At 63.7% G+C, this 25,555-nt stretch carries 25 protein-coding genes; 14 read left to right on the top strand and 11 right to left on the bottom strand.

Annotated elements, in window-relative coordinates; all coding sequences use genetic code 11:
- The first annotated feature begins 169 nt into the window (after positions 1-169).
- The 9 genes from AC1DXU_RS09835 to AC1DXU_RS09875 all read left to right on the top strand — a co-directional run bounded on the left by AC1DXU_RS09835 (position 170) and on the right by AC1DXU_RS09875 (position 10,208).
- The gene (locus AC1DXU_RS09835; protein WP_477367551.1) at positions 170-1,453 is read left to right on the top strand and encodes a class I SAM-dependent methyltransferase; all 1,284 of its coding nucleotides are present in this window, start codon (positions 170-172) and stop codon (positions 1,451-1,453) included.
- A 105-nt stretch (positions 1,454-1,558) separates the two neighbouring features.
- Entirely contained in the window at positions 1,559-2,533 is a 975-nt protein-coding gene (locus AC1DXU_RS09840; RefSeq protein ID WP_477367554.1) for a small ribosomal subunit Rsm22 family protein, read from the top strand.
- Between the two features lie 15 nt (positions 2,534-2,548).
- On the top strand, positions 2,549-3,124 hold the full coding sequence (locus tag AC1DXU_RS09845) for a P-loop nucleotide/nucleoside kinase family protein (RefSeq protein ID WP_477367557.1): 576 nt from the start codon (positions 2,549-2,551) through the stop codon (positions 3,122-3,124).
- A gap of 253 nt (positions 3,125-3,377) precedes the next feature.
- A complete protein-coding gene (locus tag AC1DXU_RS09850) occupies positions 3,378-4,868 on the top strand; it encodes a replicative DNA helicase (RefSeq protein WP_477319486.1) in 1,491 nt (496 codons plus the stop codon).
- A 248-nt stretch (positions 4,869-5,116) separates the two neighbouring features.
- Positions 5,117-6,520: a DNA repair protein RadA gene (gene radA, locus AC1DXU_RS09855; protein WP_477367560.1), complete on the top strand. Its 1,404-nt coding sequence runs from the start codon at positions 5,117-5,119 to the stop codon at positions 6,518-6,520.
- A gap of 47 nt (positions 6,521-6,567) precedes the next feature.
- Positions 6,568-7,242, top strand: a complete 675-nt coding sequence (locus AC1DXU_RS09860) for a CvpA family protein (RefSeq protein ID WP_477367563.1) — start codon at positions 6,568-6,570, stop codon at positions 7,240-7,242.
- A 130-nt stretch (positions 7,243-7,372) separates the two neighbouring features.
- Positions 7,373-8,842: an amidophosphoribosyltransferase gene (gene purF, locus AC1DXU_RS09865; protein WP_477319492.1), complete on the top strand. Its 1,470-nt coding sequence runs from the start codon at positions 7,373-7,375 to the stop codon at positions 8,840-8,842.
- A 248-nt stretch (positions 8,843-9,090) separates the two neighbouring features.
- Positions 9,091-9,852, top strand: coding sequence for an SDR family NAD(P)-dependent oxidoreductase (locus AC1DXU_RS09870; RefSeq protein ID WP_477367566.1), 762 nt, complete (start codon positions 9,091-9,093; stop codon positions 9,850-9,852).
- A 134-nt stretch (positions 9,853-9,986) separates the two neighbouring features.
- A complete protein-coding gene (locus tag AC1DXU_RS09875; RefSeq protein ID WP_477319496.1) occupies positions 9,987-10,208 on the top strand; it encodes a hypothetical protein in 222 nt (73 codons plus the stop codon).
- Positions 10,209-10,398: 190 nt separating this feature from the next.
- Here AC1DXU_RS09875 and AC1DXU_RS09880 read toward each other — a convergent pair whose 3' ends face one another.
- A complete protein-coding gene (locus AC1DXU_RS09880; RefSeq protein WP_477367569.1) occupies positions 10,399-10,905 on the bottom strand; it encodes an OsmC family protein in 507 nt (168 codons plus the stop codon).
- Between the two features lie 269 nt (positions 10,906-11,174).
- The gene (locus AC1DXU_RS09885; protein WP_477367572.1) at positions 11,175-11,606 is read right to left on the bottom strand and encodes a nuclear transport factor 2 family protein; all 432 of its coding nucleotides are present in this window, start codon (positions 11,604-11,606) and stop codon (positions 11,175-11,177) included.
- 329 nt (positions 11,607-11,935) lie between these two features.
- Between AC1DXU_RS09885 and AC1DXU_RS09890 the strand changes: the two genes are divergently transcribed.
- The gene (locus tag AC1DXU_RS09890; RefSeq protein ID WP_477367575.1) at positions 11,936-12,877 is read left to right on the top strand and encodes a DMT family transporter; all 942 of its coding nucleotides are present in this window, start codon (positions 11,936-11,938) and stop codon (positions 12,875-12,877) included.
- Positions 12,878-13,012: 135 nt separating this feature from the next.
- On the opposite strand, the gene AC1DXU_RS09895 is transcribed toward AC1DXU_RS09890, so the two are convergent.
- Positions 13,013-13,876, bottom strand: coding sequence for a LysR substrate-binding domain-containing protein (locus AC1DXU_RS09895; RefSeq protein ID WP_477367578.1), 864 nt, complete (start codon positions 13,874-13,876; stop codon positions 13,013-13,015).
- A 115-nt stretch (positions 13,877-13,991) separates the two neighbouring features.
- Between AC1DXU_RS09895 and AC1DXU_RS09900 the strand changes: the two genes are divergently transcribed.
- Together AC1DXU_RS09900 and AC1DXU_RS09905 are read left to right on the top strand one after the other, a co-directional pair.
- Positions 13,992-14,399 carry a tautomerase family protein gene (locus tag AC1DXU_RS09900; protein ID WP_477319506.1) on the top strand — a complete coding sequence of 136 codons (408 nt, stop codon included), beginning with the start codon at positions 13,992-13,994 and terminating at the stop codon, positions 14,397-14,399.
- 159 nt (positions 14,400-14,558) lie between these two features.
- The gene (locus AC1DXU_RS09905; protein ID WP_477367581.1) at positions 14,559-16,781 is read left to right on the top strand and encodes an AMP-binding protein; all 2,223 of its coding nucleotides are present in this window, start codon (positions 14,559-14,561) and stop codon (positions 16,779-16,781) included.
- A gap of 34 nt (positions 16,782-16,815) precedes the next feature.
- Here the strand turns inward: AC1DXU_RS09905 and AC1DXU_RS09910 are convergent, their stop codons facing one another.
- Positions 16,816-17,631: a CDP-alcohol phosphatidyltransferase family protein gene (locus AC1DXU_RS09910; protein WP_477319510.1), complete on the bottom strand. Its 816-nt coding sequence runs from the start codon at positions 17,629-17,631 to the stop codon at positions 16,816-16,818.
- A gap of 3 nt (positions 17,632-17,634) precedes the next feature.
- Entirely contained in the window at positions 17,635-18,333 is a 699-nt protein-coding gene (locus tag AC1DXU_RS09915) for a phosphatidylserine decarboxylase (RefSeq protein WP_477367584.1), read from the bottom strand.
- 210 nt (positions 18,334-18,543) lie between these two features.
- On the opposite strand from AC1DXU_RS09915, the gene AC1DXU_RS09920 reads away from it, so the two are divergent.
- The gene (locus AC1DXU_RS09920) at positions 18,544-19,437 is read left to right on the top strand and encodes an SMP-30/gluconolactonase/LRE family protein (RefSeq protein ID WP_477367586.1); all 894 of its coding nucleotides are present in this window, start codon (positions 18,544-18,546) and stop codon (positions 19,435-19,437) included.
- Here the strand turns inward: AC1DXU_RS09920 and AC1DXU_RS09925 are convergent.
- The gene (locus AC1DXU_RS09925; protein ID WP_477367589.1) at positions 19,416-19,763 is read right to left on the bottom strand and encodes an antibiotic biosynthesis monooxygenase; all 348 of its coding nucleotides are present in this window, start codon (positions 19,761-19,763) and stop codon (positions 19,416-19,418) included. The two genes, AC1DXU_RS09920 and AC1DXU_RS09925, sit on opposite strands and share 22 nt — an antisense overlap.
- 238 nt (positions 19,764-20,001) lie before the next feature.
- Between AC1DXU_RS09925 and AC1DXU_RS09930 the strand changes: the two genes are divergently transcribed.
- Positions 20,002-20,733 carry a lysozyme inhibitor LprI family protein gene (locus AC1DXU_RS09930; RefSeq protein WP_477367592.1) on the top strand — a complete coding sequence of 244 codons (732 nt, stop codon included), beginning with the start codon at positions 20,002-20,004 and terminating at the stop codon, positions 20,731-20,733.
- A gap of 3 nt (positions 20,734-20,736) precedes the next feature.
- Here the strand turns inward: AC1DXU_RS09930 and AC1DXU_RS09935 are convergent, their stop codons facing one another.
- The 5 genes from AC1DXU_RS09935 to AC1DXU_RS09955 all read right to left on the bottom strand — a co-directional run bounded on the left by AC1DXU_RS09935 (position 20,737) and on the right by AC1DXU_RS09955 (position 25,437).
- On the bottom strand, positions 20,737-22,623 hold the full coding sequence (locus AC1DXU_RS09935) for an ABCB family ABC transporter ATP-binding protein/permease (protein WP_477367595.1): 1,887 nt from the start codon (positions 22,621-22,623) through the stop codon (positions 20,737-20,739).
- Positions 22,624-22,647: 24 nt separating this feature from the next.
- Positions 22,648-23,007: an ArsR/SmtB family transcription factor gene (locus tag AC1DXU_RS09940; protein ID WP_477367598.1), complete on the bottom strand. Its 360-nt coding sequence runs from the start codon at positions 23,005-23,007 to the stop codon at positions 22,648-22,650.
- Positions 23,008-23,075: 68 nt separating this feature from the next.
- Complete coding sequence (locus AC1DXU_RS09945) at positions 23,076-24,140, bottom strand: alpha/beta hydrolase family protein (RefSeq protein WP_477367601.1); 1,065 nt, start codon at positions 24,138-24,140, stop codon at positions 23,076-23,078.
- A 43-nt stretch (positions 24,141-24,183) separates the two neighbouring features.
- Positions 24,184-24,567, bottom strand: coding sequence for a DUF1330 domain-containing protein (locus AC1DXU_RS09950; protein WP_477367604.1), 384 nt, complete (start codon positions 24,565-24,567; stop codon positions 24,184-24,186).
- Between the two features lie 33 nt (positions 24,568-24,600).
- The gene (locus tag AC1DXU_RS09955) at positions 24,601-25,437 is read right to left on the bottom strand and encodes an SDR family oxidoreductase (RefSeq protein ID WP_477367607.1); all 837 of its coding nucleotides are present in this window, start codon (positions 25,435-25,437) and stop codon (positions 24,601-24,603) included.
- Positions 25,438-25,555 lie beyond the last annotated feature (118 nt).

Below are 25,555 nucleotides of genomic sequence, written 5' to 3' on the forward strand. Positions count from 1 at the left end.
ATGAGGGAGCGCCAGAGCGGCGTTCTCATCACTTTGTCAGCATCCAGCCTTTGTGGACCAATGCCCGGGCCTCTTGCCCGGGCATTTTTGTGCCAAGCGGAACTTTTCGAAACCCTATATATTGTTGCAGAATTGGACAGGCTGTCTGACCGAAAGGGGACAATTGGTCATGAATATTCTGCTCAAACGGGTTCTCGACCGCCTAGTGCGCACGGGCAGTCTCAAGGTTACCGGACCCAAGGGCGCGACAGTGGTGTTCGGCGACGGAAGCGGCGAGATGGTGCACATGCACATCAAGACCGCGCATGCCGAGCGCGCCATCACCTTCGACCCGATGCTGGCGGTGCCGGAAGCCTACATGGACGGCGAACTTGACATAATCGAGGGCGGCGCGCTGGGCGTGATGCGCATCGCCTTCCAGAACATGGGCAGCGGCGGCATCGACGCCACCTGGGCGAAGGCGATCGAGGGCCTGCGCCACGCCTTCCGCCGCCTGCAGCAGATCAACACCGCAACGCGTGCGCGCCGCAACGTGCAGCGCCACTATGATCTGTCGGGGGATCTCTACCGGCTCTTCCTCGACGAGGACATGCAGTATTCCTGCGCCTATTTCGAACAGCCTGATATGACGCTGGACGAGGCGCAGGCGGCCAAGAAGCGCCACATCGCCGCCAAGCTGAGACTGAAGGCCGGCCAGACGGTGCTCGACATCGGCTCCGGCTGGGGCGGGCTTGGTCTGTTTCTGGCAAAATCCTTCGACGTCGACGTGCAAGGTGTGACGCTGTCGACCGAGCAGCATGGCGTCGCCACCGACCGTGCGCACGCGCAGGGCCTGGAAAACCGTGTGCATTTCGAACTGAAGGACTACCGCGAGCTCAACGAGCGCTTTGACCGCATCGTTTCGGTCGGCATGTTCGAACATGTCGGCGTCAACCACTACCGCACCTTCTTCGACAAGTCGGCGACGCTCTTGAAGCCGGACGGCGTCATGCTGCTGCACACGATCGGCCGCTCCGGCGTGCCGTGGGCAACCAGTGCCTTCATCCGCAAATACATTTTCCCGGGCGGCTACATCCCCTCGCTCTCCGAAGTGATGCCGGCGATTGAGAAGTCGGGCCTCGTCGTCACCGATGTCGAGATTCTGCGGCTGCACTATGCCGATACGCTGAAGCACTGGAGCCAGCGCTTTGCCGCCAACCGCGACAAGGCCAAGGCGATCTATGACGAGCGCTTCTGCCGCATGTGGGAGTTTTATCTGGCCGCCTCGGAAGCCGCCTTCCGCTGGCAGGATCTGGTGATCTTCCAGATCCAGATCGCGAAGAAGAACGATACGCTGCCGGTGGCCCGCGACTACATCGCCAAATGCGAGAAGGCGCTGGAAATGCGCGAGATCGGGCATCGCCACGAGCAGCCGGCGGCCAAGCCGGCTCGACGCCGCAAGGTGGCGGATTAGGAATAGACCGCCGAAGCTACCAATCGGCCATTGTTCTTGCCATTGCCTGCCCAACCATGAAAAAGGTCTCGTTATCGCGAGACCTTTTTCATGAGTGCCTGAACGATGGAACTGCCTGCCCCACTGCGACAGGGCGTCGAGCGTATCCTCGAAACGGTGCCGCTGCCGGTGCTCAAGCAAGCGGCGAAAACGCTTTCGGACCGCTACCGCGCCGAATTGCGGGACGGCCGCCTGCACATGGCCGAAGATATGGCGGTCAAAGCCTATCTGGCGACGCGGCTGCCGGCGACCTATGCCGCCGTCCGCGCCAGCCTCGACCAACTGAATGCGGCCCGGCCGGACTATGTGCCAAAGACCTTGCTCGACGTCGGCGCCGGCCCCGGCACGGTGCTTTGGGCCACGACCGACCTCTGGCCAGACCTCGAACAGGCGGTGCTGCTGGAAGCCAGTGCCGCAGTGCGCAAGATCGGCCAGTCGCTCGCTGTTGATGCCATCTCCGCCACGACAGACTGGCGCGCCGGCGACGTCACCATCGATCTTGGCGATCTCAAACCGGCCGATCTCGTCACCTGCGCCTATGTGCTTGACGAGATCGCGCCGGCATCGCTGCCAAAACTGGTCGACCGGCTGTGGCAATTGACCGGCGATACGCTGCTGATCGTCGAACCCGGCACGCCAGCCGGCTGGCAGCGCATCCTCGCCGTGCGCCGGCAGTTGATCGAGGCCGGCGCGCATGTGCTTGCCCCATGCCCGCATGACGCGCCTTGCCCTGTCAGCCCGCCCGACTGGTGCCATTTCGCCCGCCGTGTCGCCCGCTCGCGCCTGCACCGGCTGGCCAAGGACGCCGACGTGCCGTGGGAGGACGAGAAGTTCATCTACGTCGCCGCCTCGCGGCAGGCCGCGTCCTCACACCCCGCGCGGGTAATCGCGCCGCCGAAATCGGGTTCCGGCAAGGTGTTGCTGAAACTTTGCGAACCGGACGGCAGCGCCGGCGAGAAGCTGTTCACCAAGCGTGACGGCGAGCTGTTCAAGGCTGCGCGGCGGCTGGACTGGGGCAACACACTCGGCGCTGACGGCTGATCCGGCGGAGAAATCGTGAGCGTGCTGGCAGGGAAACACCGGGCCGGCTATTCTCACGATATGGAACAGGGTCACCCACCGGTTTTGCACCTCCTTTGCGGAAAGATCGCCGCAGGGAAGTCGACGCTTGCGAGACGCATTGCAGCGCGACCGGCGACCTTGCTGATCAGCGAAGATCACTGGACCTCACATCTGTTCTCCGATGAGTTGAAGACAATCGACGATTACGACCGTCTTTCGGCGCGGCTGCGTGCTGCCATGGCACCGCACATTGTCGATATCTTGCAGCAAGGCCTTTCGGTGGTTCTGGACTTTCCGGCGAACACTGTCAGCCATCGCGACTGGATGCGTTCGCTGATCGCCCAGGCCGGTGTGGCCCACGAACTGCATCTGCTCGAGCTGCCCGATACGGTCTGCAAGCAAAGGCTCCTGGAGCGAAACAGACGTGGCGAACATCCGTTCCAGGTCAGTGAAGCGGACTACGATCTGTTCACAAGCTACTTTGTCCGTCCGCAGCCCGACGAAGGCTTCAACATCGTTATCCACACATCCTCAGCGGACAATCGAGCGCGGTCGGATTCACCTATGTGATGAAGCGAACGGCAGGTCACCTTAACCCACGAGGTTCCGTCGATTGTTCTTGCTTCGTTCCTGACGCTCCCTTAGAATCACCAACTGGCGAGTCAACCGGAATCGGAGCACGGGGATTTTGTCCTGTGGACGGCGAGTCGGTCCTGTGAACAGTGGGCATCAAAGCTGGTTGGACAGACACTGTTGCAGATAAGTCAGCACCGGCTTTTGCTCGTTCTGATATCGAGAAGCCGGGATCGAAATCGGGGACATCATGGCTGAGGCAGCGCGCAAATTCGGCGTGGCGGAAACACCGCTCTATCGCGAGGCACCAAACAACATCGAGGCCGAGCAGGCGCTGCTCGGCGCCATCCTCGTCAACAATGATGCCTTCTACCGCGTCTCCGACTTTCTGAAGTCCGGCCATTTCTACGAGCCGCTGCATCGCAAGATCTTCGAGGTCGCGGCCGAGCTCATCCGCATGGGCAAGGTGGCGACGCCGATCACGCTGAAAACCTTCCTGCCGGCCGATGAGAAGGTCGGCGACATGACGGTGGCGCAATATGTCGTGCGGCTGGCGGTCGAAGCCGTCACCGTCGTCAACGCCACCGACTATGGCCGCGCCATCTACGATCTGGCGACGCGGCGCGCGCTGATCACCGTCGGCGAGGACATGGTCAACATCGCCTATGACGCGCCGGTCGACATGTCGCCGTCCGAGCAGATCGAGGATGCCGAGCGGCGCCTGTTCGAACTGGCCGAGACCGGGCGCTACGATGGCGGCTTCGAAAGCTTTACCGATGCGGTCAAGACCGCCGTCGACATGGCCAATGCCGCCTATATGCGCGACGGCCATCTGTCGGGCCTTGCCACCGGCATGCGGGACCTCGACCGCCGCATGGGTGGCCTGCAGTCATCCGATCTGATCATCATCGCCGGACGCCCGGGCATGGGCAAGACATCTTTGGCCACCAACATCGCCTTCAACATTGCCGAGATGTATGAGCCGGCGCAGCAGGCGGATGGCTCGTTCAAGGCGGCCAATGGCGGCGTCGTCGGCTTCTTCTCGCTGGAAATGTCGTCCGAACAGCTCGCCACCCGCATCATTTCCGAACAGACGGAAATCTCGTCCTCGAAAATCCGCCGCGGCGAGATTTCCGAGATGGATTTCGAAAAGCTGGTCGCCTGCTCGCAGACCATGCAGAAGATCCCGCTGTTCATCGACCAGACCGGCGGCATTTCGATCGCCCAGCTGTCGGCCCGCGCGCGCCGCCTGAAGCGCCAGCGCGGCCTCGACCTCATCGTCATCGACTATATCCAGCTGATGCAGGGTTCGTCCGCCAAGTCCTCGCAGAACCGCGTGCAGGAAATCACCGAGATCACCACTGGCCTCAAGGCGTTGGCCAAGGAACTGGCCGTGCCGATCATCGCGCTGTCGCAGCTGTCGCGTCAGGTCGAAAGCCGCGAAGACAAGCGTCCACAGCTCTCCGACCTTCGTGAATCCGGCTCAATCGAGCAGGACGCCGACGTGGTGATGTTCGTCTATCGCGAGGAATACTATCTGAAGAACCGCGAGCCGAAGCCCGGCACCGACGAATACATGAAGTGGCAGAACGAGATGGAAGAGATGCGCGGGAAGGCCGAGGTCATCGTCGCCAAGCAACGCCACGGCCCGACCGGCTCGGTCAGCCTCGCCTTCCACGGCGAGTTCACGCGATTCTCTGACCTGGCCGAAGAGCATCATTTGCCAGATCGGTTTGAGTAGCTTGTCCGAAATCGAAGCAAAGATGGGGGATCTTGGCGCTCTACGGCGCCCCCCTCTGTCCTGCCGGACATCTCCCCCACAAGTGGGGAGATTGGCTGTCGCCCACTGCGGCGCTCTTCGTTGCAACGTTGAAAATTGGCGAAACCTTTCGCGCAATCCGATCTCCCCCCTGGTGGGGGAGATGTCGGGCAGGACAGAGGGGGGCGCGAAGGATCACCACGCTCGCCAATTGGCGGGAAGGTAACAGCGTGGCCAAATCCCGCGTCCAGTTCATCTGCCAGAATTGCGGATCGGTGCATCAGCGCTGGGCCGGCAAATGCGATGCCTGTGGCGAGTGGAACACGCTGGTCGAGGAAGGCACGTCGGGCGGCATCGGTTCGGGTCCGGCCAACACGCGCAACGCCCGCAAGGGCCGCGCCGTGGTGCTGACCACGCTGTCGGGCGACATCGAGGATGCGCCGCGCATCATCTCCGGCATCGGCGAACTCGACCGCGCCACAGGCGGCGGGTTCGTGCGCGGCTCCGCACTTCTGGTCGGCGGCGATCCCGGTATCGGCAAATCGACGCTTTTGACCCAGGCTGCGGCAGCGCTCGCGGCCAAAGGCCACCGCATCGTCTATGTCTCGGGCGAAGAAGCGGTCGCCCAGATCAGGCTGCGCGCGCAGCGGCTTGGCGTCGCCGACACGCCGGTCGAACTTGCGGCCGAGACCAATGTCGAGGACATCCTGGCGACAATCGCCGATGGCAAGCGGCCTGACCTGGTGATCCTCGATTCGATCCAGACGCTGTGGACCGACATGGCCGATTCGGCACCCGGCACCGTCACCCAGGTGCGCGCCTCCGCCCAGGCGATGATCCGCTATGCGAAATCCACAGGGGCGGCGATCGTGCTGGTCGGCCATGTCACCAAGGAAGGCCAGATCGCCGGCCCGCGCGTCGTCGAGCACATGGTCGACGCGGTGCTCTATTTCGAGGGCGAAGGCGGCCACCACTACCGCATCCTGCGCACGGTGAAGAATCGGTTCGGGCCGACCGACGAGATCGGCGTCTTCGAAATGTCGGACAAGGGCCTGCGCGAGGTCGCCAACCCGTCCGAGCTTTTCCTCGGCGAACGCCACGCGAAATCGCCGGGGGCCGCGGTTTTTGCCGGCATGGAAGGCACCAGGCCTGTGCTGGTCGAGATCCAGGCGCTGGTGGCGCCGTCGTCGCTCGGCACGCCGCGCCGCGCCGTCGTCGGCTGGGACGGCGCCCGGCTGTCGATGATCCTGGCGGTGCTCGAGGCCCATTGCGGGGTGCGTTTTGGCACCCATGACGTCTATCTCAACGTCGCCGGCGGCTACCGGATTAGCGAGCCCGCCGCAGATCTCGCGGTCGCGGCAGCGCTGGTTTCCTCGCTCACCGGTCTTGCCCTTCCCGCCGATTGCGTCTATTTCGGCGAAATCAGCCTTTCGGGGGCCGTGAGACCGGTGGCGCATGCGCTGCAGCGCCTCAAGGAAGCCGAAAAGCTGGGTTTTGCAAGTGCGGTTCTGCCCTTGGGCAGCGAGGAACTTGCCGGGGGGATAGGGGCCGGCGCTTTCCAGCCCACCGAGCTTGCCGACCTCGTGGCGCGCATAGCCGGCTCACGGCGCAGTCGCGCCGACGAGGAAGAGTGACGCGGCTCGCCGAGCCGTGAAAAGAAAATCGGAGTGGGGCGAAAAACATGCCGATTACGCTGCTTGACGGAATTCTTGTCGGCTTCACCCTGGTTTCGGCGATGCTCGCCATGGTTCGCGGCTTTTCACGCGAGATCCTGTCCGTCGTCTCCTGGGCAGCGGCGGCAGCGGCGGCGTTCTTCTTCTACAAGCCGGTGCTGCCCTACATCCAGCCCTATGTCGAAAACGACAAGATCGCCATGGCGGCTGCCGCCGGCGTCGTCTTCATCATCGCGCTGATCGTCGTTTCCGTCATCACCATGAAGCTCGCCGACTGGATCATCGATTCCAGGATCGGCGCGCTCGACCGCACGCTCGGCTTCCTTTACGGCGCGGCGCGCGGCATCCTGGTGGTTGCAGTGGCGCTGTTGTTTTTCAATTGGCTGGCTGGCGCCAAGGCACCGGCGTGGATCGCCAACGCCAAGTCGAAGCCGCTTCTGGAATCGATCGGCGCCAAGCTCGAAAGCCTGCTGCCCGAGGATCCGGAAAACGCCATCCTCAAGAAGCTCAATCCGAATCAGCCGGCCGCGCCCGAGGCGCCCCCGGCAGCCGACGCGCCGGCCGCGGATGCGCCTGCAACCGGCGACGATGCCGATGCGCCGGCGCCCGACGACAGCGAGACCGACGCGCCGCCGGCCGACAATGCGCCGGCCACTCCGGCCCCGGCTGCGCCGGCAAACTGACTTTTGGCAGGATGGCGCCCGCCAGACGGCGCCATCTTCGAACTGACGATGATGTGAACGCCGCGCGGCATGCGTTGCTTTCGACGCGCTATCACCTTATATGGCGATTTTAGCGGAGCTTGAGCCCCACATGGCAGACGCAGACGACGTGCTTTCCGCCGAGGCCGACGATCATTTCCACGACGAATGCGGTGTGTTCGGCATTTTTGGCCGGCAGGATGCAGCGGCAATCGTCACGCTCGGCCTGCATGCACTGCAGCATCGCGGCCAGGAAGCCGCCGGCATCGTGTCCTATGACGGCACCCAGTTCCATGTTGAACGCCATGTCGGCCTGATCGGCGACACCTTTACCAAGCAGCGTGTGATCGACAGCCTGCAAGGCAACCGCGCCATCGGCCACACCCGCTACGCCACCACCGGCGGCGCCGGCGTTCGCAACATCCAGCCGTTCTTCGCCGAGCTTGCCGATGGCGGTTTCGCCGTCGCCCATAACGGCAATCTCACCAACGCCATGACCGTGCAGCGTGCGCTGCAGAAACAGGGCGCGATCTTCTCGTCGACCTCCGACACCGAGACGCTGCTGCATCTGGTCGCCACCAGCAAGGAGCGCGATCTGAATTCGCGCTTCATCGATGCGGTGCGGCAGGTCGAAGGCGCCTTCTCGCTGGTGGCGATGACGTCCAAGAAGATGATCGGCTGCCGCGATCCGCTCGGCATCCGCCCGCTGGTGCTCGGCGATCTCGACGGCGCCTGGATCCTGGCCTCCGAAACCTGCGCGCTCGACATCATCGGCGCGCGCTTCGTGCGCGACCTGAAGCCCGGCGAAATGGTCGTCGTCACCAGCAAGGGCATCGAGAGCCTGTTCCCGTTTGAGCCGCAGAAGACCCGCTTCTGCGTCTTCGAATATGTCTATTTCGCCCGACCCGATTCATCGGTCGAAGGCCGCAATGTCTATGAGGTGCGCAAGCGCATCGGCGCCGAACTGGCGCAGGAAAGCCCTGTGGAGGCCGACATCGTCGTGCCGGTGCCGGATTCGGGCACGCCGGCGGCGATCGGTTTTTCCCAGGCCGCGGGCATTCCCTTCGAACTCGGCATCATCCGCAACCACTATGTCGGCCGCACCTTCATCCAGCCGGGCGATTCGATCCGCCATATGGGCGTCAAGCTCAAGCACAACGCCAACCGGCGCATGATCGAGGGCAAGCGCGTGGTGCTGGTCGACGATTCCATCGTGCGCGGCACCACAAGCCAGAAGATCGTGCAGATGGTGCGCGATGCCGGCGCCAAGGAAGTGCATATGCGCATTGCCTCGCCGCCGACACGCGCTTCCTGCTTCTATGGCGTCGACACGCCGGAGAAGTCGAAGCTTCTGGCCTCGCGCATGTCGGTTGAGGAGATGGCCGAGTTCATCCGCGTCGATTCGCTCGGTTTCCTCTCGATCGACGGGCTCTATCGCGCCGTCGGCGAGACGGGCCGCGACAATGAGCAGCCGCAATTCTGCGACGCCTGCTTCACCGGCCAGTACCCGACCCGCCTGCTCGACTTCGAAGGCCACGACAATGTGCGCACGCTGTCGCTGCTGGCGACGAGCGGGGCATAGGGTTTTGCAGTCACCGTGAGTTTCGACGGGTTGCAAATTTCAGAGCGATCGCTTTGTCGCGCCCCCCTCTGTCCTGCCGGACATCTCCCCCACTTGGGGGGAGATCGGCTTTCATTTCCGCTTTCGCCAATCTCCAGCCTTGCAGGTCGAGCGCCATCGGCGCGGCAGGCCAATCTCCCCCCTTGTGGGGGAGATGTCCGGCAGGACAGAGGGGGGCGACATAGAGCGCTAACCTTTGGAGTTGCCCGGTGACCTCTACCCTCGACCTTTCCGGCCGCGTTGCGGTCGTCACCGGCGCCTCGCGCGGCATCGGCTACTTCATCGCCAAGGAGCTTGCCGCTGCCGGTGCGCATGTCATCGCCGTTGCCCGCACGGTTGGCGGGCTGGAGGAGCTCGACGACCAGATCAAGGCCGAACACGCCAAAACCGGCAAGGGCGAAGCGACGCTGGTGCCGCTCGACCTCGCCGACATGGCCGGCATCGACCGGCTGGGCGGCGCCATCCATGAGCGCTGGGGCAAGCTCGACATCCTCGTTGCCAACGCCAGCGTGCTTGGCGTCATTTCACCAATCGGTCACATCGAAGCCAAAACCTTCGAGAAGGTGATGACCATCAACGTCACCTCGACCTGGCGGCTGATCCGCTCGGTCGACCCGCTGCTCAGGCTTTCCGATGCCGGCCGCGCCATCTTGCTGTCCTCCAGCGTCGCGCATTCGGCGCGCGCCTTCTGGGGGCCTTATGCGGCCTCGAAAGCGGCGGTCGAGACCATGATGCGCTCGTGGGCGCATGAGACGCAAAGCCTGCCGCTGAGGATCAATGCCGCCGACCCTGGCGCCACGCGCACCGCCATGCGGGCGCAGGCCCTGCCCGGCGAAGATCCGGAGACGTTGCCGCATCCGTCCGAAATCGCCAAACGCATCGTGCCGCTGGCAAGCCCGGACCTGAAAGAGACCGGGCTGATCTTCCAGGCCAAGCACAACCGTTTCGTCGCCTACCGGCAGCCGGAATAGGCCTGCCTTGGGGAGCCAGACATCACGGGGCTGTGATGTCATCGTGGAAGGCTGCGCGACGGCCACGCTTTCGCCATCGGTGCGAAGTTGATAGGATCACCCGACTCCCACAACAAGCAGAACGAGGAATTCCCATGGCTGCTCCGAGCGTAGCGTTGGTCTGGTATCTGGTGATCGCCGGGCCGCAAGGCGGCATGGTGGTGCTACCCAGCACCTTCGACACCCGCGAACAATGCACCAACGCCGTCACCGAATATCAGAAACAGCCGTCGCCGGCCGGCTGGGCGGTGAACTGTGTTCCGAGCGCCTCGCCGTTCACCGACGAGGGCGATGCGGAAGAGCCGGCGGCGCAATAGAGAGCGTAATCTCCCCACCCGTGGGGGAGATGGCCGGCAGGCCAGAGGGGGGCGCGAAGGATCGCCGACCTTAGCCACTTTGCCTATCCGCTGATTTGAAAGTCACAGAGTTTGATTTGAGAGGACGGCGGGACAGCGCCCCCCTCTGCCCTGCCGGGCATCTCCCCCACGAGGGGGGAGATTGGCAGTTTCAACGCCGTGCAATCACCGTCAGTTCCGGCTTGCTACTGATCGTCTGGAACACTACGCAGTAGCGTTCGGTCAGCTTGATGAGCGCGTCGATGCGCTCCTGCGGCTCGTCGGTGTCGAGGCTGAAACTCAGCCGGATGGCGCGAAAGCCGACCGACGCATCCCTTGCCACGCCCAGCGTGCCGCGAAAGTCGAGATCGCCTTCGGCCTCGACCGTGGCAGCGCCCAGCTTGAATTCCAGCGCCGTCGCCACCGCCTTCAGCGTCACTCCGGCGCAAGCCACGAGCGCCTCCAGCAGCATGTCGCCCGAGCACAGTTCGAGCCCGGAGCCGCCGGTTGCCGGATGCAGGCCGGCCACCGCCAGCGCTCTGCCCGTCTCCACCTTGCAGGCGATCGACTGGTCGTCGATCGAGCCCTTGGCGCGAAGCGTGATCAGCGCCCGCGAGGCATCGTCGCGATAGGCCTCCTTAAGCGGTGCCTGCATGGCCTTCAGTGCGGTGGCGTCCATTTCCGATCCTTTTCGATAGTCCTTTGGCGCCATGGCGCCCGCCAGGGTTTGGAACGAAGTGATTGCGCGCGGTTGCGTCCATGTCTGCCGTTCATGGCGACCACATGCTGATGCAGGTTCGGCCGGCCAAGACCAACGGCCAGGTTCGGGAACAACTACATGCCAGATTTCGCGAGCCTGAGCCGAACGGACCTTCCCCCTTCAAGGCCCAAATACCCCTTGGGCGCATAGCCCAGCGAAGCTGTCTCCGCCGCGGCGCGGTGATGAGTTCAGGAACCGGTTCCACTGCTGGCTGTTGGCGGACGGCGCCCGGAGAGGGCTTCAACCGCCTCTTCGATGCCGACAACCTGCCGCTCGACGTCCTCCAGATACAGGCGCCCGGCCACAATCTGACCCTCGATGATTTCGAACAGCGTGACCCCGCGCACCTCGAAGGTTTGCCCGTCGCTGCGAGTGCCTGACCAATGCCATTCGCTCCACGTCGTGTCACCGTCTTGGACCGAGCGCGTGACCGCCGCATGGAAGTCAGGTATTCCAGAGAACATGGCCTCCCAGTTGGCGCGCATCTGGTCCCGCCCGACGAAGGCCCTGCTCGGGTGCGCCGGCTGAACGCTCCTATAGTTCTCGTGGATGAGAGCCGTGACGGCATCGAGGTGATGCGCGTTCATCGCCATCACCAGTCGATCGATCACCTCGGTCATCGAAACTCCCGGACTTATACAGCGCACGCGCCGGCCAGCCCTCTCCGTGGTCCGGGACGCGCCATGCCATTCGTGGCCTCGAAATTACCTGATTAAGCTGTAGCCGTCCAGCATTGCAACACGCCGAGAACGCGCGTCCGCCGCCTCGCATAACAGCATCAGCGATCACTGCGGAGTGGTTTTGTCAGCGCAAGCATCGGCCGAATGAAAGGCCGCCAGTCCCTGCCCCAACACAAGCCCGAAGTTGGCTTAGCTGCATCAGCCCTTGCCATGGGATCGTAGCTGCTGCTGACAGCAAGGTGTCAGGACAGGAAGCGTAGTCTGGTGACATGGCTGACTCTCTCGATCGACCTGAGACGCAGGTGCAAGGCGCGCCCGACCTCGCCGCCGAGCGCACCCTTGGCATTATCCTGGTTTCGTCGTCGGCGGCCGTCTTTGGCCTGACCGGCGTCTTGACCAAGTCGATCCATACCGACCCGCTGACCATCATCTGCTGGCGCGGCTTTGTCGGCTCGATCCTGGTCGCACTCTACGTGCTGTGGCGACGACACCGTTCCGGCGGCCGCGAAAGCCTGCGGCTGGGATGGCGGGGCTGGCTGCTGGCGGTGGAAGGGGCGCTGGCCAGCATTGCCTTCATCTCGGCGTTCAAATTCACCTTCGTCGCCAATGTCGCCATCATCTACGCCACCGCGCCCTTCGTCACCGCGCTGCTGGCCTGGGTTCTGACGCGTGAACCATTCCGATTGCAGACAATGGTCGCCGCCACCGTGTCGCTTTGCGGCGTGGCAATCATGGTGTGGTCCGGATTCGGCACTGGCCACCTGTTCGGCGACGGGCTGGCGCTGCTGATGACGATCGGCAGTGCGCTCTACATGATCATGGTGCGCGCCTTCCGCGACACGCCGGTGGTGTGGGCGGGTGCGGTGTCGGCATTCCTTTTGTTCGTACTCGGCTGGTTCGTCACCGATCCGCTGGCGGTGTCGGCCAGGGACGCCCTGCTGCTTGCCACGTTTGGCGCCTCCTTCGCGCTGTCCTCGATCCTGTGGACGGAAGGCGCGCGGCTCATCCCGGCGGCCGAATCCGGCCTGCTCGGCTCGGCCGAAGTGCCGTTCGCGATCCTGTTCGCCTTCCTGTTCCTGGGCGAGATCGCGCCTGCTGCCAGCCTGATCGGCGGCGCCATCGTGCTGTGCGCGGTGTTTGCGCATGCCGGCCGCGACTGGCTGGTGGCCAGACAAAGCGTGGTCGACACGCAGAGCGCGCCTGTTGCCTGAAAAAGAATTTTCGATGTCACGGAACCATCATCGGACTCACGCATTGTTGGTGCGACGGGCCACCCCCAAGTCCCCCCAAACCCCTCGGCCCGTCCTACTTAGAAGCCGACCGCAAGGTCGGCTTTTTCTTTGCGTTCAGGCCGGAGCAACCGACAGAGCAAGGTTGCCGCTGAGCAGCGCCGCCAGATCCTGCGCCGGACGGTCAGCGCCCTCACGCAGCCGGATGGCGAATTCGGCAACCGGAACCGGCGGCAGGCCAAGCTCGCGCGGCGCTTCGACAATGCCGGAATGGGCAAAGCGCGTCGTCCGCAACGTCAGCGCAATGCCGGCAACCACCGCGGTGCGCAAGCCGGCCAGGCTCGCGCTGCCGGCGGCGATGCGGTAGCGGCGGCCGGCGGCGTCGAGGGCCGCAATTGCTGCTTCGCGAAAGCCGCAATACGGATCGAGCAGCGCCAGTGGCACCTCGTCCTGGCGCGAGACCAACCCTTTTTGCGAACAGAGCCAGACCATCGGCTCGCGCAGCACGCCGACTTCGTCCGCCGAAGCGGCCTGGCGCATGGCGATCGCCAGATCGAGCGAGCCGGATTGCAGCCCCTGCCCAAGTTCGGCGGAGCGGCCGACGCGCAATTCGACGCGTACGCGCGGATGGCTGACGGCAAAGGCCCTGAGTAGGTCAGGCAGGCCGCTGTCGGCGAAATCCTGCGTCGTGCCGATGGCGACGCGGCCATCGGCACGCGCGCCCTTCAGCGCCAGCCACGCTTCGCTGTGCACGGCAAGGATGCGCCGGGCGTGTCCTACAAGGTCCTCGCCGGCCGGCGTCAGGCCGCGCCCCCGCCCCTGGGCGAGAAGCAGCGGTTCGCCGACTATCTCCTCCAGCCGCTGCATCTGCGTCGTCACCGCCGAGGGTGAACGGCCGACGGTCGATGCCGCCTGCGCCAGCGAGCCGCCGTCAACGAAGGCGAGGAAGGTTTTCAGAAGGTCGGGATCAAGCGTTTGCATAATTCGACATTATCGAATCATAAATTAAAAACAATTCGATTTTTCTGATCTATGGGTTGTGACATGGTCTCCTCAACGGCGAACAGACGCCGCGAGAAACCAAGGAGACGAGAACATGCCGATCATCAATGTGAGCGTCACCGGCAAGCCCAACGCCACCCTTTCCGCAGCAATTGCCAAGGAAGTTACCGAACTGACCGCGACGCATCTGCGCAAGGATCCAACCATCACCGCGGTTGCCATATCCTATCTCGACCCGCAGCACTGGTTCGCCGGCGGCAAGTCGCTGGCCGAGCACGGCGCCAACACGTTCTGGCTCGACATCAAGGTGGTCGACGGCACCAACACCAAGCTTGAGCTGGAAGCCTATCTGAAGGCGATCTTCGCCGCCTTCGGCCGTTTGCTGGGCGCGGTGCACGAGGAGAGCTACGCCTTCGTGCATGAAGTGCCGGCCGCAGCCTATGGCTATGGCGGCAAGACGCAGGAGTTCCGGTTTATCAGCGGGCGGTTGAAGGCGGCTTGAGACATCGGTGCCGCCCCTCATCCGCCCTTCGGGCACCTTCTCCCCGTGAACGGGGAGAAGGAAAAAGCTGCGCATTGACCTTGCCCGCACTTCGGCTAGGCTCTGCCCCGAAGCGGCCGGAAAAGAGCCGCAGCGTGAAAACGCTGGGAGAGATGCGGCATGTTCCTGACACTGGCGCTGCTTGCGGGTCTGGTTGTGGCCTGGCTGCTGATCGGCGTGGTGGAAAAATTCCGCCTCGGCCTGCGCTTCACCCAGGCGCTGCTCTACGTGCCGTTCAAGCTCGCCTACCGGATCGACAACGATCGGATGAAGATCGCGCGCGCGGCACCGGCGCCGGTCATCTATGTCATCTCGCACCAGTCGCGCTTCGAGCCGGCGCTGATGCTGTCGCTGCTGCCGGAGGACACGCTGCACATTCTCGACGAGGTCTCGGCGCGGTCGCCGTGGCTCGAGCCGTGGCGCGAGCTTGGCCGCACGATCGCCTTCAATGCCGAGCATCTCTTCGTCAGCCGCCGGCTGGTGCGGGTGCTGAAGGGCAAAGGCCGGCTCGCCGTCTATCTGCCGGATGCGGTCGAGCCTGACGTCAAAACGTTTCGGCTGTTTCGCGCCGTCACCCGCATCGCCATGCAGGCGGATGCCCGCATTGTGCCGATCTTCGTTGGTGGCGCGCGCAGCCTGCCGGTGTCGCTGACGCCGGCCGACAAGGCACCGCGGCACTGGTTTCCACACCTGTCGATCAGTGTGCTAGAGCCTATGACCATCGCCGAGCTTTTGGCGCAAAACCCCGACCAGTCCTCGAACACCAATGCGCTGTTCGATCGCGTCGCCGAGGCCCGGCTTTTCGGCACGAATCTCGATCGCGGCCTGTTCCTGGCCATGCGCGATGCCGCCGACCGTGTCGGCGCCTCGCATCCGATCATCGAGGACGTCATTTCAGGCGCGCTGAGCTACCGGAAGATGTTTATCGGCGCGCGGGTGCTGGGCCGCCGCTTCGAAGCGGTGACGGCGCCGGGCGAAGCGGTGGGTATCTTGCTGCCCAACGCCAATGGCGTGGTGCTGTCCTTCGTTGGCCTGTTGTCGGCCGGGCGGGTTGCGGCGATGATCAACTACACCGCCGGGCCGGCGAGCGTCACAGCGGCGGTGCGCACGGCCGTCATCCGCACCGTCGTGTCCTCCCGCGCCTTCATCGAGAAGGCCGGCATCGACGATATCGTCGCCGCGGTCGAGGCGGGCGGCGCGAAAATGCTGTGGCTGGAGGATGTGCGCGCCAGCGTGACAACGCTGGACAAGCTTGCGGCAGCGGCGCTCTGGCGTTTCCCGCTGCAGCCGCAGGATGCGGCCAAGCCGGCAGTGATCCTGTTCACCTCGGGTTCGGAAGGCACGCCCAAGGCAGTGGTGCTGTCGCACAAGAACCTTGTGGCCAATGCCATGCAGGCAGAGGCGCGCATCACCATCTCACCGGTCGACATCCTGCTCAACGTGCTGCCGGTGTTCCACTCGTTCGGGCTGACCGGCGGCACCATCCTGCCGCTGGTGACCGGGGTAAAACTGTTCCTCTACCCCTCGCCGCTGCACTACAAGATCATCCCCGAGATCGCCCGCAAGGTGAAGCCGACGATCATGTTCGGCACCGACACGTTCCTCGCCAATTACGCGCGCACCGCCAAGGATGGCGACTTCTCCAGCCTGCGCTTCGTCGTCGCCGGCGCCGAGGCGGTGAAGCCGGAGACGCGCCGCGTCTACCGCGAGCGCTTCCAGGCCGAGATCATCGAAGGGTTCGGGTTGACCGAGGCGGCACCCGTGGTTGCCGTCAACACCGCCATCCATGGCCGCGACGGCACGGTCGGGCGGCTCTTGCCGGCGATGCGCATGAAGCTCGAACCGGTCGAGGGCATCGAGGATGCCGGCCGGCTGTGGCTCGACGGACCCAACCTGATGATGGGCTACATGACATCGGACCGGCCCGGCGAATTGCAGCCGCTCGAGGGCTGGCACGACACCGGCGACATCGTCGCGGTCGACCGCGAAGGCTTCATCACCATTCGCGGCCGCGCCAAGCGCTTTGCCAAAATCGCCGGCGAGATGGTGTCGCTGGGCGCAGTCGAGATGCTGGTGCAGTCGCTGTGGCCGGAAGAGCGCCATGCGGCAGTGGCGGTGCCGGACAAAAGGCGCGGCGAGCGCATCGTGCTGGTCACCACCGCCGACGACGCCAACCCGGAAGAACTGCGCAAGTTCGGCAAGCAGGCGGGTGCGGCAGAGCTGATGGTGCCCAACGACATCGTCAAGGTCGAGGAAATCCCGGTGCTGGGCTCGGGCAAGACCGACTATGTCTCGACGCGGAAGCTGGCGATCGAGAAGCTGGGGCTGGGTGTAGCGGCTTAGCAAGCTCGAAACGTAGAGCGGGCGATGATCCAGCTCACCCTATATCCGAAGGCGGAACCTTCTCGCCCTCGCGCTTGGCGCGTTTCGTGTAGGCGCGGACGCTGAACGGCAGGAACAGCAAATAACCGGCGACCGACGCGGTCAGCGTGTACCAGGGATAGGTCATCAAAAGCAGGATGTAGAGCACGACGGCGAGGATGATCGGCAGAACCTTGTCGCCCGGCACTTTCAGGCTCTTGCCGGAATAGACCGGCAGCCGGCTGACCAGCAGGAAGGCGACCAGGATGGTGAAGCCGGTGGCGACAAAGGCGGCGGGGCGGCTGGGCTCGACGCCAACCCTGAGGAACGACAGATAGAGCGGCAGCATGACCAGCACGGCGCCCGCCGGCGCCGGCACGCCGACGAAATATTCGCTCTGCCAGATCGGGCGATCGTGATCCTCGTCGAGAACGTTGAAGCGGGCAAGCCTCAGCCCGCAGGCGATGGCGAACAGCAGCACCGCGATCCAGCCCGGCGATCCCGCCCGGTCGAGCAGGAAGGCATAGAGCACCAAAGCAGGCGCGACGCCGAAATTGACGATGTCGGCCAGCGAATCCATCTGCGCGCCGAATTTCGAGGTCGCCTTCAGCATCCGCGCCAGGCGCCCGTCAATGCCGTCGAGAAAGGCGGCCAGCAGCACCATCACCACCGCCGGCTCGAAGCGGCCTTCGAAGCCGAAGCGGATGCCGGACAGGCCGGCGCAGATGGCAAGCACGGTGACCAGGTTGGGCAGCACCATGCGCATCGGGATTTCGCGGATGCGCGGGCCGCCGCTGCCATGCGCCTCGAATTTCTTGAATGGCGCGCCCATCGCCTACGAAATCCTGACCAAAGGCGTTGCGGCAACGCCGCCGAATTCGGCGATCACGGTTTCGCCGCCGACAGCCGTCTGGCCGACAGCGACGCGCGGCACGGCGGTCAAGGGCAGGAACACGTCGACGCGCGAGCCGAAGCGGATCAGCCCAAAACGCTCGCCGATCGCGATCGAACCGCCGGTCTCGGCCCAGCAGACGATGCGGCGCGCCACCAGACCGGCAATCTGCACCGCGACAACGGTGCCGTTGGGGCTATCGATGATCAGGCCGTTGCGCTCGTTTTCGGTGCTGGCCTTGTCGAGTTCGGCATTGAGGAATTTGCCCGGCCGATGCTCGATCCGGGAGATACGGCCGCGCACCGGGGCGCGGTTCACATGGCAGGAAAAGACATTCATGAACACCGAGATGCGGGTCATTTCGGTGCCGCCAAGGCCAAGTTCGCGCGGCGGCACGGCCGGACCGACGGCCGAGACGATGCCGTCGGCGGGGCTGACCACCAGCCGGTCGTCGACCGGGGTGACGCGCTCCGGGTCACGGAAGAAATAGACGCACCAGGCCGTCAGGATGAGGCCGATCCAGAACAGGATCGAGGAGAAATAACCAAGGAAAAGCGTGCCCGCGCCAAAGGCGGCGATGAACGGATAGCCCTCGCGATGGATCGGAACGAGCGCATTCTTGACCGCGTCGACGAGGCTCATGGGATCGGGGCAACCCTTGTTTCAGGTTCGGCCTCAATAGCGGAAAGCCCCCGTCGTCGCAACGCAACAATGGGGAGCCCCGGGCATCGGACATATGCGTTCTGGTTGGCCGAGAAAAAACCAACGCTATTGTCGGGGCGAACCTCGCTCGCTCGTCCTTGGGAGATAGCGCTCCTTCGAAGCGCTGCCGAACCAACCATGGAGCCCGCAATGCCGTCGCAGAAATCAGCAGTCCGTAAAGCGCATATCGTGATGACTGGCCTCGCCTTCGGCGAGTCGCCGCGCTGGCATGACGGACGCCTTTGGCTCTGCAACTGGGGCACCGGCGAGATCGTCGCTGTCGATGCCGAAGGCAACAGCGAGATCGTGCTGACCGTGCCGGCCGTCCTGCCCTATTCGATCGACTGGCTGCCGGACGGGCGGCTGCTGGTTGTTTCGGGGCGCGATGGTCTGCTGCTGCGGCAGGAGCCTGACGGGACGTTGGTCACCCATGCCGATCTGAGAGGGCTTTCAAAGAGCCCGTGGAACGAAATCGTCGTCGACGGGCGCGGCAACATCTATGTCGATGGCGGTGGCCCGTCGCCTGCTCCGGGCGAGCATTTCGGACCGGGCACCATCGTGCTGATCACGCCTGACGGGACGATTCGACAGATGGCGGAGGACATCGCCTTCGCCAACGGCATGGCGGTCACGCCTGACAACAAGACGCTGATCGTCGCCGAATCGCACGCCAACCGGCTGACGGCCTTCGATATCGGTGCCGATGGCAGCCTGGCCAACCGGCGGGTCTGGGCCGATCTCGGCGACGGCTTTCCCGATGGCATCTGTATCGATGCCGAGGGCGCTGTCTGGTATGCCGACGTGCCCAACCGGCATTGCGTGCGGGTGCGCGAAGGCGGCGACGTGCTGCAAACCGTCGACGTCGATCGCGGCTGCTTTGCCTGCATGCTCGGCGGTCCCGACGGCAAGACGCTGTTCATCGTCGCCGCCGAGTGGCGCGGCTTCGAACATATGATCAGCGATGCCCGCACCGGCCAGGTGCTCAGCGCCGAGGCGCCGGCACCGGGTGCCGGCTGGCCCTCCTACAGCTCGGGCAAGCGCTGATAATTGGCGATGTCGGCCCGGACACCGAGCCGGGCGATCGTCTCCTGCGGGTTGAAGGCGATGCGCTCATGCGCGGCCTTGACGATCGGCACGTCCTTGTCGACCGCCGCCTGGCTTTCCCATTCGACGATGGTGACGAGGTTGAACTCGCCCGGACCGGAGAACTGCTCAAGCAGGAAATCCTGGACGAAGCCTTGCTGCTGGCGCAGCAATTCATGTGTCGTCCTGACTTTGGTGAGGATCTCCTCGCGGGCGGCGGCCGGCACGACAAACTTGTCGACCCGGAACACGCTGCCATTGCCATGCTGTTGATTTACCTGATCCATTTCTCGTATCTCCAATCGCAAACAGGCGCGTCATGCACCTTCGATCGGCGGTCTACGATCTCAACCTAAGTTGAGGTCAAGCGGAAAATTTGGAGACGCCTTCCGAAATTCTCTCGGGTCCGTCGCAACTGCCCTTAAGCCCATGATCGTTTGTCGATCACCGACATGTGCAAGTGACGATCCTGGCTGTTTGTGCGAATTGTTGTCGGCGGAAAATTCGGGCGGGGACGATGCCTTGATGACGAAGCGACTGTTCGGGAACTCGGCCGGCGCTACCGCCATTGCGGTTCTGATCTTTCTGGTCGCGGCGCACGGCAGCGCCAGCGCGCAAGGCAAGCCCTCCTTCGACTGCGCCCAGGCGAGCAGCGTGGCCGAGAAAGCCATTTGCGCGGATCCTTCCCTTGCGGAGGCCGATGCAGCCGTTGCGCAAAGCTACGCTGCGGCACTGAAGGCGCTCGACCCTCGTGCCGGCAAGGCCTTGCGGGACGACCAGCGCGATTTCACGCAGTATCGCGACGATATCGCCGCGTTCAACGAGAACACGCCCAAGAATAAGCAGACTTTCGACCTCGGCGAATTCCTGCGTGACCGCGCCGCCTTTCTCGCCAGCATCAAGGCGCCAGCGTCCAAGGATTTTGTCGGGACGTGGAGCAACGTCCGCGGCGGGGTCGAGATCAAGACTGCCGGCGCCGTCACGCTTGAGGTGTCGGCGGATACCGTCAACAACCCGGTGTCAGGCAGCGGGTCATGCGAAATCGGCGGCATGGTGCCGGTCCGCAAGCAACTGCAGCTTGTCGACACCGATGACAACGAGAAGCCGACCGGCTTTGTCTTCACCTTCCGCCGCGATGGCGATCAGCTCATCGTCGAGCAGAGCGGGAGCGGCAAGGACGACATGTCGGAGCCGCCGTCCTGCGGCGCCAACGGCCATGTCGACGGAAATTTCTTCCTGACCGAAGAGCAGAAATAACCGTCAGTTCACCTCGGATGTACGTCGGCGCACCACAACACCCAGCTCGTCGCTTTCGCGCGCAATGCGCAGCCGTTCCTCGGCTTCCGTCGCCTCGCGCTGGCGATCCCACATCGAGGCGTAGAGGCCGCGCTTGCGCATCAGGGCGGCATGGGTGCCGCGCTCGGCGATCTGGCCGTCCTGGAGCACGATGATCTCGTCGGCGGTGATCACCGTCGACAAGCGGTGCGCGATGACGATGGTGGTACGGCCCTGGCTGACCAGATCGAGCGCGGCCTGGATCTCCTGTTCGGTGTGGCTGTCCAGCGCCGAGGTCGCCTCGTCGAGCATCAGGATCGGCGGCGCCTTCAAAATGGTGCGGGCGATCGCCACGCGCTGCTTCTCGCCACCCGACAGTTTCAGCCCGCGCTCGCCGACCATCGATTTGTAGCCGTCGGGCAGCCGTTCGATGAACGGTCCGATCTGGGCGAGCTCGGCCGCCTTGCGGACATCCTCCTCGCTGGCGCCGACGCGGCCGTAGCGGATGTTGTAGGCGATGGTGTCGTTGAACAGCACGGTGTCCTGCGGCACCATGCCGATCGCGCCGCGCAGGCTCTCTTGCGTCACGTCGCGCACATCCTGGCCGTCGATCAGCACCTGGCCGCCCTGGATGTCGTAGAAGCGGAACAAAAGCCTGGAAATTGTCGACTTGCCGGCGCCCGAGGGCCCAACGATGGCGACCGTCTTGCCGGCCGGCACCTCGAAGCTGATGCCTTTCAGGATCTTGCGGTTGGGGTCGTAGGAAAAATGCACGTCGCGGAACTCGACCTTGCCGGCGCCGACGGCCAAAGGCCTGGCGCCGGGCTTGTCGAGGATCTCCTGCGGCACATCGAGCAGGTCGAACATCTGCTCGATGTCGGTCAGCCCCTGGCGGATTTCGCGGTAGATGAAGCCGATGAAGTTGAGCGGAACCGAAAGCTGCACCAGCATGGCGTTGATGAAGACGAAATCGCCGACCGTCTGCGTGCCGGCCTGCACTTCCAGCGCCGACATGCACATGACGACGACCGTGCCGAGGCCGAAGATGATGCCCTGGCCAAAATTCAGCCAGCCGAGCGAGGTCCAGATCCTGGTGGCGGCAATCTCGTAGCGCGCCATCGAGCGGTCGAAACGCTCGGCCTCCATGCCTTCATTGTTGAAATACTTGACCGTCTCGTAGTTGAGCAGCGAGTCAATCGCCTTGGTGCTGGCATCGGTGTCGCTGTCGTTCATGTCGCGACGGATGACGATGCGCCAGTCGCTGGCCCGGACGGTGAACCAGATGTAGAGCATCACCGTGACCGCAACGACCGCCACGTATTTCCAGCCATAGGTGACGGCGAAGATGCCGGCAGTCAGCCCGAATTCGAGGATGGTTGGCAAGGTGTTGAGCACGGTGAAGCGCACGATCGTCTCGATGCCCTTGGTGCCGCGCTCGATGATGCGCGACAGGCCGCCGGTGCGGCGTTCAAGATGGAAGCGCAGCGACAGTTCGTGCATGTGGACGAAGGTGCGGAAGGCAAGCTGGCGCACCGCATATTGGCCGACGCGGGCAAACAGCGCGTCGCGCAGCTGGTTGAAACCGAGCTGCACCAGCCGCACGACATTGTAGGCGACGACCAGCATGACCGGCGCCAGCAGGAAGGACGGCAGCGGCGGCACCGATTTGGCGTCGCCGGCCAGCGCATCGGTCGCCCATTTGAAGAAATAGGGGCCGGCGACCAGCGTCAGCTTGGCGACGACCAAAAGCACGGTTGCCCACACCACCCGCGCCCTGAGGTCGGCGCGGTCGGCCGGCCACATATACGGCCACAGATTGCGCAAGGTCTTGAAGGTCGAGCCGGAGTCGGCGGAGACGGTTTTTTCGGCCATTTTTGGTGCCTTCTTCTTATCTCTCTAGCGGCCGGAGCAGCAGGAATTGACGAGCGCGGTCAGCGATGCCGAGACATCGGCGAGCGCCGCACGGTCGACCTCGTAGCGCGAGCGCTGGCGGTCGGGCTCGAAGCGGACCAGCCCGGCTTCGACGAGGATCTTCAGATGTTGGGAAACGGTGGATTGCGCCAGGTCGAGATGGTCGACGACCTCACGGCAGCAGCAGGAATTGCTGGCCGACAGATGCTTCAGGATTTCGATGCGCGCTGGATGCGACAGCGCGGCAAGCCGGGCGGCGACGGCGCGGCTGTCCGGGGCGCAATTGGCCGGGCCGCAGTGTTCCGCGGCGCGGCGTCCGTTCGTCTCAAGGGGGGATAAGGTCATCGTCCATCGGCGATAAACGATGACCGTATCCAGGGCAAGCTGCCCTTATGGGCAGATCGGCTGTTCCATCACGAAACGCGGCTGTCGAACCAATCCAGCACCAGCTGTGGGTTCCTGCCGAAGTAGTTGTAGCCTTCGAACCGCTGGTCCGTGCCTTCGATCCAGAACAGTTTCTTGTCCTTGGAAGAGATGGTGTCGTAGATTTCCTGCACATTGGAGGGCTTGGTCAGGAAATCTTTGTGAACCTGCGCGACGAGTACCGGGATCGTCACTGCCCTGGCATAGTCCATCGGCCAGACGTCTGCGAGGTGAAAGCCCGTCTGCTTGTGAAAGGCCATGTCGAACAGTTCGACACCATTGGCGATTTTCTGGTTCTCCATCGCCGTCTGGACGAACACCGCCGGCGACACCGGCTGCAAGGCGATCATCGCTTTGATGTGGGCGAATTCTTCCGGGTGCTTCTTCATGCCCACGATCGTGGCATTGGCGCCCAGGCAACGGCTGTAAAGGGCCGTCTTCATGTCCTGGGTATCGGGCCGGGATTTTGCGTAGCGCAACGATCCGATCACGTCTCGATATTCCAACACGCCATGGCCATTGATGCCGCCGCTGCCCGTGCCGCTGCGGCCGTGATTGCGCATGTCGTAGGTGATGATGTTGTAGCCGGCATCGTGCAGGATCTTGTATTCCGGCAGGAAATTGACCTCGAAGCCGCCGAAATTCGTCCACGGCTCCAGATGTCCGGGATAACCGTAGCGGTTGCAGGGCATGGGGTGATTGAAGATGAGCAACCGGTCCGAATCGGCAGGAATGAACCAGCCTTCGATCGTCACGCCATCCAGCGCCGGGAAGAAAATCTCCTCGTAGTCCAGGCCGTACTCGTTCGGCCACCGTAGGATCGGCGTGCGGGTCGAATGCGCCATCAAATCGGCCATGCCATTGATGAAGTCTTGGGATTTTGCGTCGGTCATTGTTGCACCCGTTGTCGTTTGGTTGTCCGCAGCCGTTGCAACTGCAGATGAGGCGGCGATGATGGGGAGAGCGGCGAGCGCCGCGCCGGCTTTCAGAAGCTGTCGGCGGCTATTCGAGGGGGCGCCTTCCTGCTGAACGTTGGTGTCGCGCTGGTTGCCCATGTGGGTCTCCTAGGATGTTGTTGAAACGTCGATATCTGCGGGGTCACTGCTTCCGGGGAACAAAGCCTTCGGTGATGATGACCGAGCCTTCGGTCGAGGCGACGCGGAACTTCCGCGCGGCTGTATATTCCGGCGAGTTGTAGAAGCGCTGCGCGTCGGCGAGACTCGGGAACTCGGCGATGGCCATGACCTTTTTCGGCTGGCCTTCCACAGCGGTCGCATTCAGGTTGAAGACGATGATCTTGCCACCGAATTTCGGCGCCAGCGGACCTGCCTCCTGCATGTACTTGTTGTAGCCGGCCTGATCCTTGATCGTGTAGTTGGCGATCATGTAGCCAGGCGGCTGCGTATCCTGGGCAAAGCCGGTTGCGGCAAGAGCGATGGTGAGGGCAGCGGCAGCGGCCACGCCGATGACGAGTTTCTTCATTGTATTGGTCCCTTCAGTTTTGAGTTGGAGTGATCAGAAAGAGCCGTCTGTCGACCTGGACAGGTTCTCGTAAGCGCGCAGTTCCTCGAGGCGTCCTTCGAGGACCGGCTGGTAGGCCGCCAGGGCGTCGCTGCCAGCCAGGAACTGCCGTGGCGGATTTTCCATCCCGGCGAGCTCCACGAAGACCTCGCCGAGCCTGGCGGGATCGCCTTGCTGCTTGCCGTCATAGCCCGACCACATGTCCTCGGCTGCGCCTTCAGCGGCGTAGTCATCGATGGTGCTGGCGCTGTACCTGGCGTTCTGCGCATCGAGGAGGTCCGTGCGGAAGAAGCCCGGTGCAACCACGACGATTTTGATGCCGAACTGTTCGACCTCCTGGGCCACCGAAAGCGAAAGGCCTTCGACCGCGAACTTGGCGGCGCTGTAGGCGCCGCAGTGCTTGAAGCCCATGATGCCGGCAAGCGAACTGATGTTGATGATCCGGCCTGACCGTTGCTTGCGCATCACCGGAAGCACCGCGCGCATGACATGGATCACGCCGTACAGATTGGTCGAGATCAGCCCTTCGATCTGAGCGCTGCTCAACTCCTCGAAATTGCCGAGCAGGCTGTAGCCGGCATTGTTGACCAGGACGTCGATGCGGCCGAACGCCTGCATCGCCTCGTCGACCGCAGCCTTCGCCTGTGCTTCGCTGGCGACGTCCAGCTGGACGAGCCCAAGCCTGTCGCCCCCGACATCGCTCAGGGCATTGTGGACCTTGTCGAGATTGCGGCCAGTCGCGACCACCCGATCGCCTGCCTTCAGGGCCGCCCTGGCAGTGGCGGCGCCGATGCCGCTGCCGGCACCCGTGATGAACCAGACCTTGCTCATGTTTGTCTCCTGTTTCGATGAACAGGAGATAGATCGCGCCAATCAATCTGATTAGACGCTATTATCCGCATGAACTTAGAAATGGGATAGATAAATGGAAGGCCGCCTCTAGAAGCGC

Source organism: Mesorhizobium sp. P3_A10 (assembly GCF_056403175.1).

Excerpts from the sequence above, each read along its gene's own strand:
- AC1DXU_RS09945 (WP_477367601.1), bottom strand. The coding sequence starts at position 24,140 with ATGGGCAACCAGCGCGACACCAACGTTCAGCAGGAAGGCGCCCCCTCG.
- AC1DXU_RS09835 (WP_477367551.1), top strand. The coding sequence starts at position 170 with ATGAATATTCTGCTCAAACGGGTTCTCGACCGCCTAGTGCGCACGGGC.
- AC1DXU_RS09910 (WP_477319510.1), bottom strand. The coding sequence starts at position 17,631 with ATGGGCGCGCCATTCAAGAAATTCGAGGCGCATGGCAGCGGCGGCCCG.
- AC1DXU_RS09950 (WP_477367604.1), bottom strand. The coding sequence starts at position 24,567 with ATGAAGAAACTCGTCATCGGCGTGGCCGCTGCCGCTGCCCTCACCATC.
- AC1DXU_RS09955 (WP_477367607.1), bottom strand. The coding sequence starts at position 25,437 with ATGAGCAAGGTCTGGTTCATCACGGGTGCCGGCAGCGGCATCGGCGCC.
- AC1DXU_RS09840 (WP_477367554.1), top strand. The coding sequence starts at position 1,559 with ATGGAACTGCCTGCCCCACTGCGACAGGGCGTCGAGCGTATCCTCGAA.
- AC1DXU_RS09930 (WP_477367592.1), top strand. The coding sequence starts at position 20,002 with ATGACGAAGCGACTGTTCGGGAACTCGGCCGGCGCTACCGCCATTGCG.
- AC1DXU_RS09890 (WP_477367575.1), top strand. The coding sequence starts at position 11,936 with ATGGCTGACTCTCTCGATCGACCTGAGACGCAGGTGCAAGGCGCGCCC.
- AC1DXU_RS09880 (WP_477367569.1), bottom strand. The coding sequence starts at position 10,905 with ATGGACGCCACCGCACTGAAGGCCATGCAGGCACCGCTTAAGGAGGCC.
- AC1DXU_RS09895 (WP_477367578.1), bottom strand. The coding sequence starts at position 13,876 with ATGCAAACGCTTGATCCCGACCTTCTGAAAACCTTCCTCGCCTTCGTT.
- AC1DXU_RS09875 (WP_477319496.1), top strand. The coding sequence starts at position 9,987 with ATGGCTGCTCCGAGCGTAGCGTTGGTCTGGTATCTGGTGATCGCCGGG.
- AC1DXU_RS09905 (WP_477367581.1), top strand. The coding sequence starts at position 14,559 with ATGTTCCTGACACTGGCGCTGCTTGCGGGTCTGGTTGTGGCCTGGCTG.
- AC1DXU_RS09920 (WP_477367586.1), top strand. The coding sequence starts at position 18,544 with ATGCCGTCGCAGAAATCAGCAGTCCGTAAAGCGCATATCGTGATGACT.
- AC1DXU_RS09935 (WP_477367595.1), bottom strand. The coding sequence starts at position 22,623 with ATGGCCGAAAAAACCGTCTCCGCCGACTCCGGCTCGACCTTCAAGACC.
- AC1DXU_RS09900 (WP_477319506.1), top strand. The coding sequence starts at position 13,992 with ATGCCGATCATCAATGTGAGCGTCACCGGCAAGCCCAACGCCACCCTT.
- AC1DXU_RS09915 (WP_477367584.1), bottom strand. The coding sequence starts at position 18,333 with ATGAGCCTCGTCGACGCGGTCAAGAATGCGCTCGTTCCGATCCATCGC.
- AC1DXU_RS09940 (WP_477367598.1), bottom strand. The coding sequence starts at position 23,007 with ATGACCTTATCCCCCCTTGAGACGAACGGACGCCGCGCCGCGGAACAC.
- AC1DXU_RS09925 (WP_477367589.1), bottom strand. The coding sequence starts at position 19,763 with ATGGATCAGGTAAATCAACAGCATGGCAATGGCAGCGTGTTCCGGGTC.
- AC1DXU_RS09885 (WP_477367572.1), bottom strand. The coding sequence starts at position 11,606 with ATGACCGAGGTGATCGATCGACTGGTGATGGCGATGAACGCGCATCAC.
- AC1DXU_RS09850 (WP_477319486.1), top strand. The coding sequence starts at position 3,378 with ATGGCTGAGGCAGCGCGCAAATTCGGCGTGGCGGAAACACCGCTCTAT.
- AC1DXU_RS09860 (WP_477367563.1), top strand. The coding sequence starts at position 6,568 with ATGCCGATTACGCTGCTTGACGGAATTCTTGTCGGCTTCACCCTGGTT.
- purF (WP_477319492.1), top strand. The coding sequence starts at position 7,373 with ATGGCAGACGCAGACGACGTGCTTTCCGCCGAGGCCGACGATCATTTC.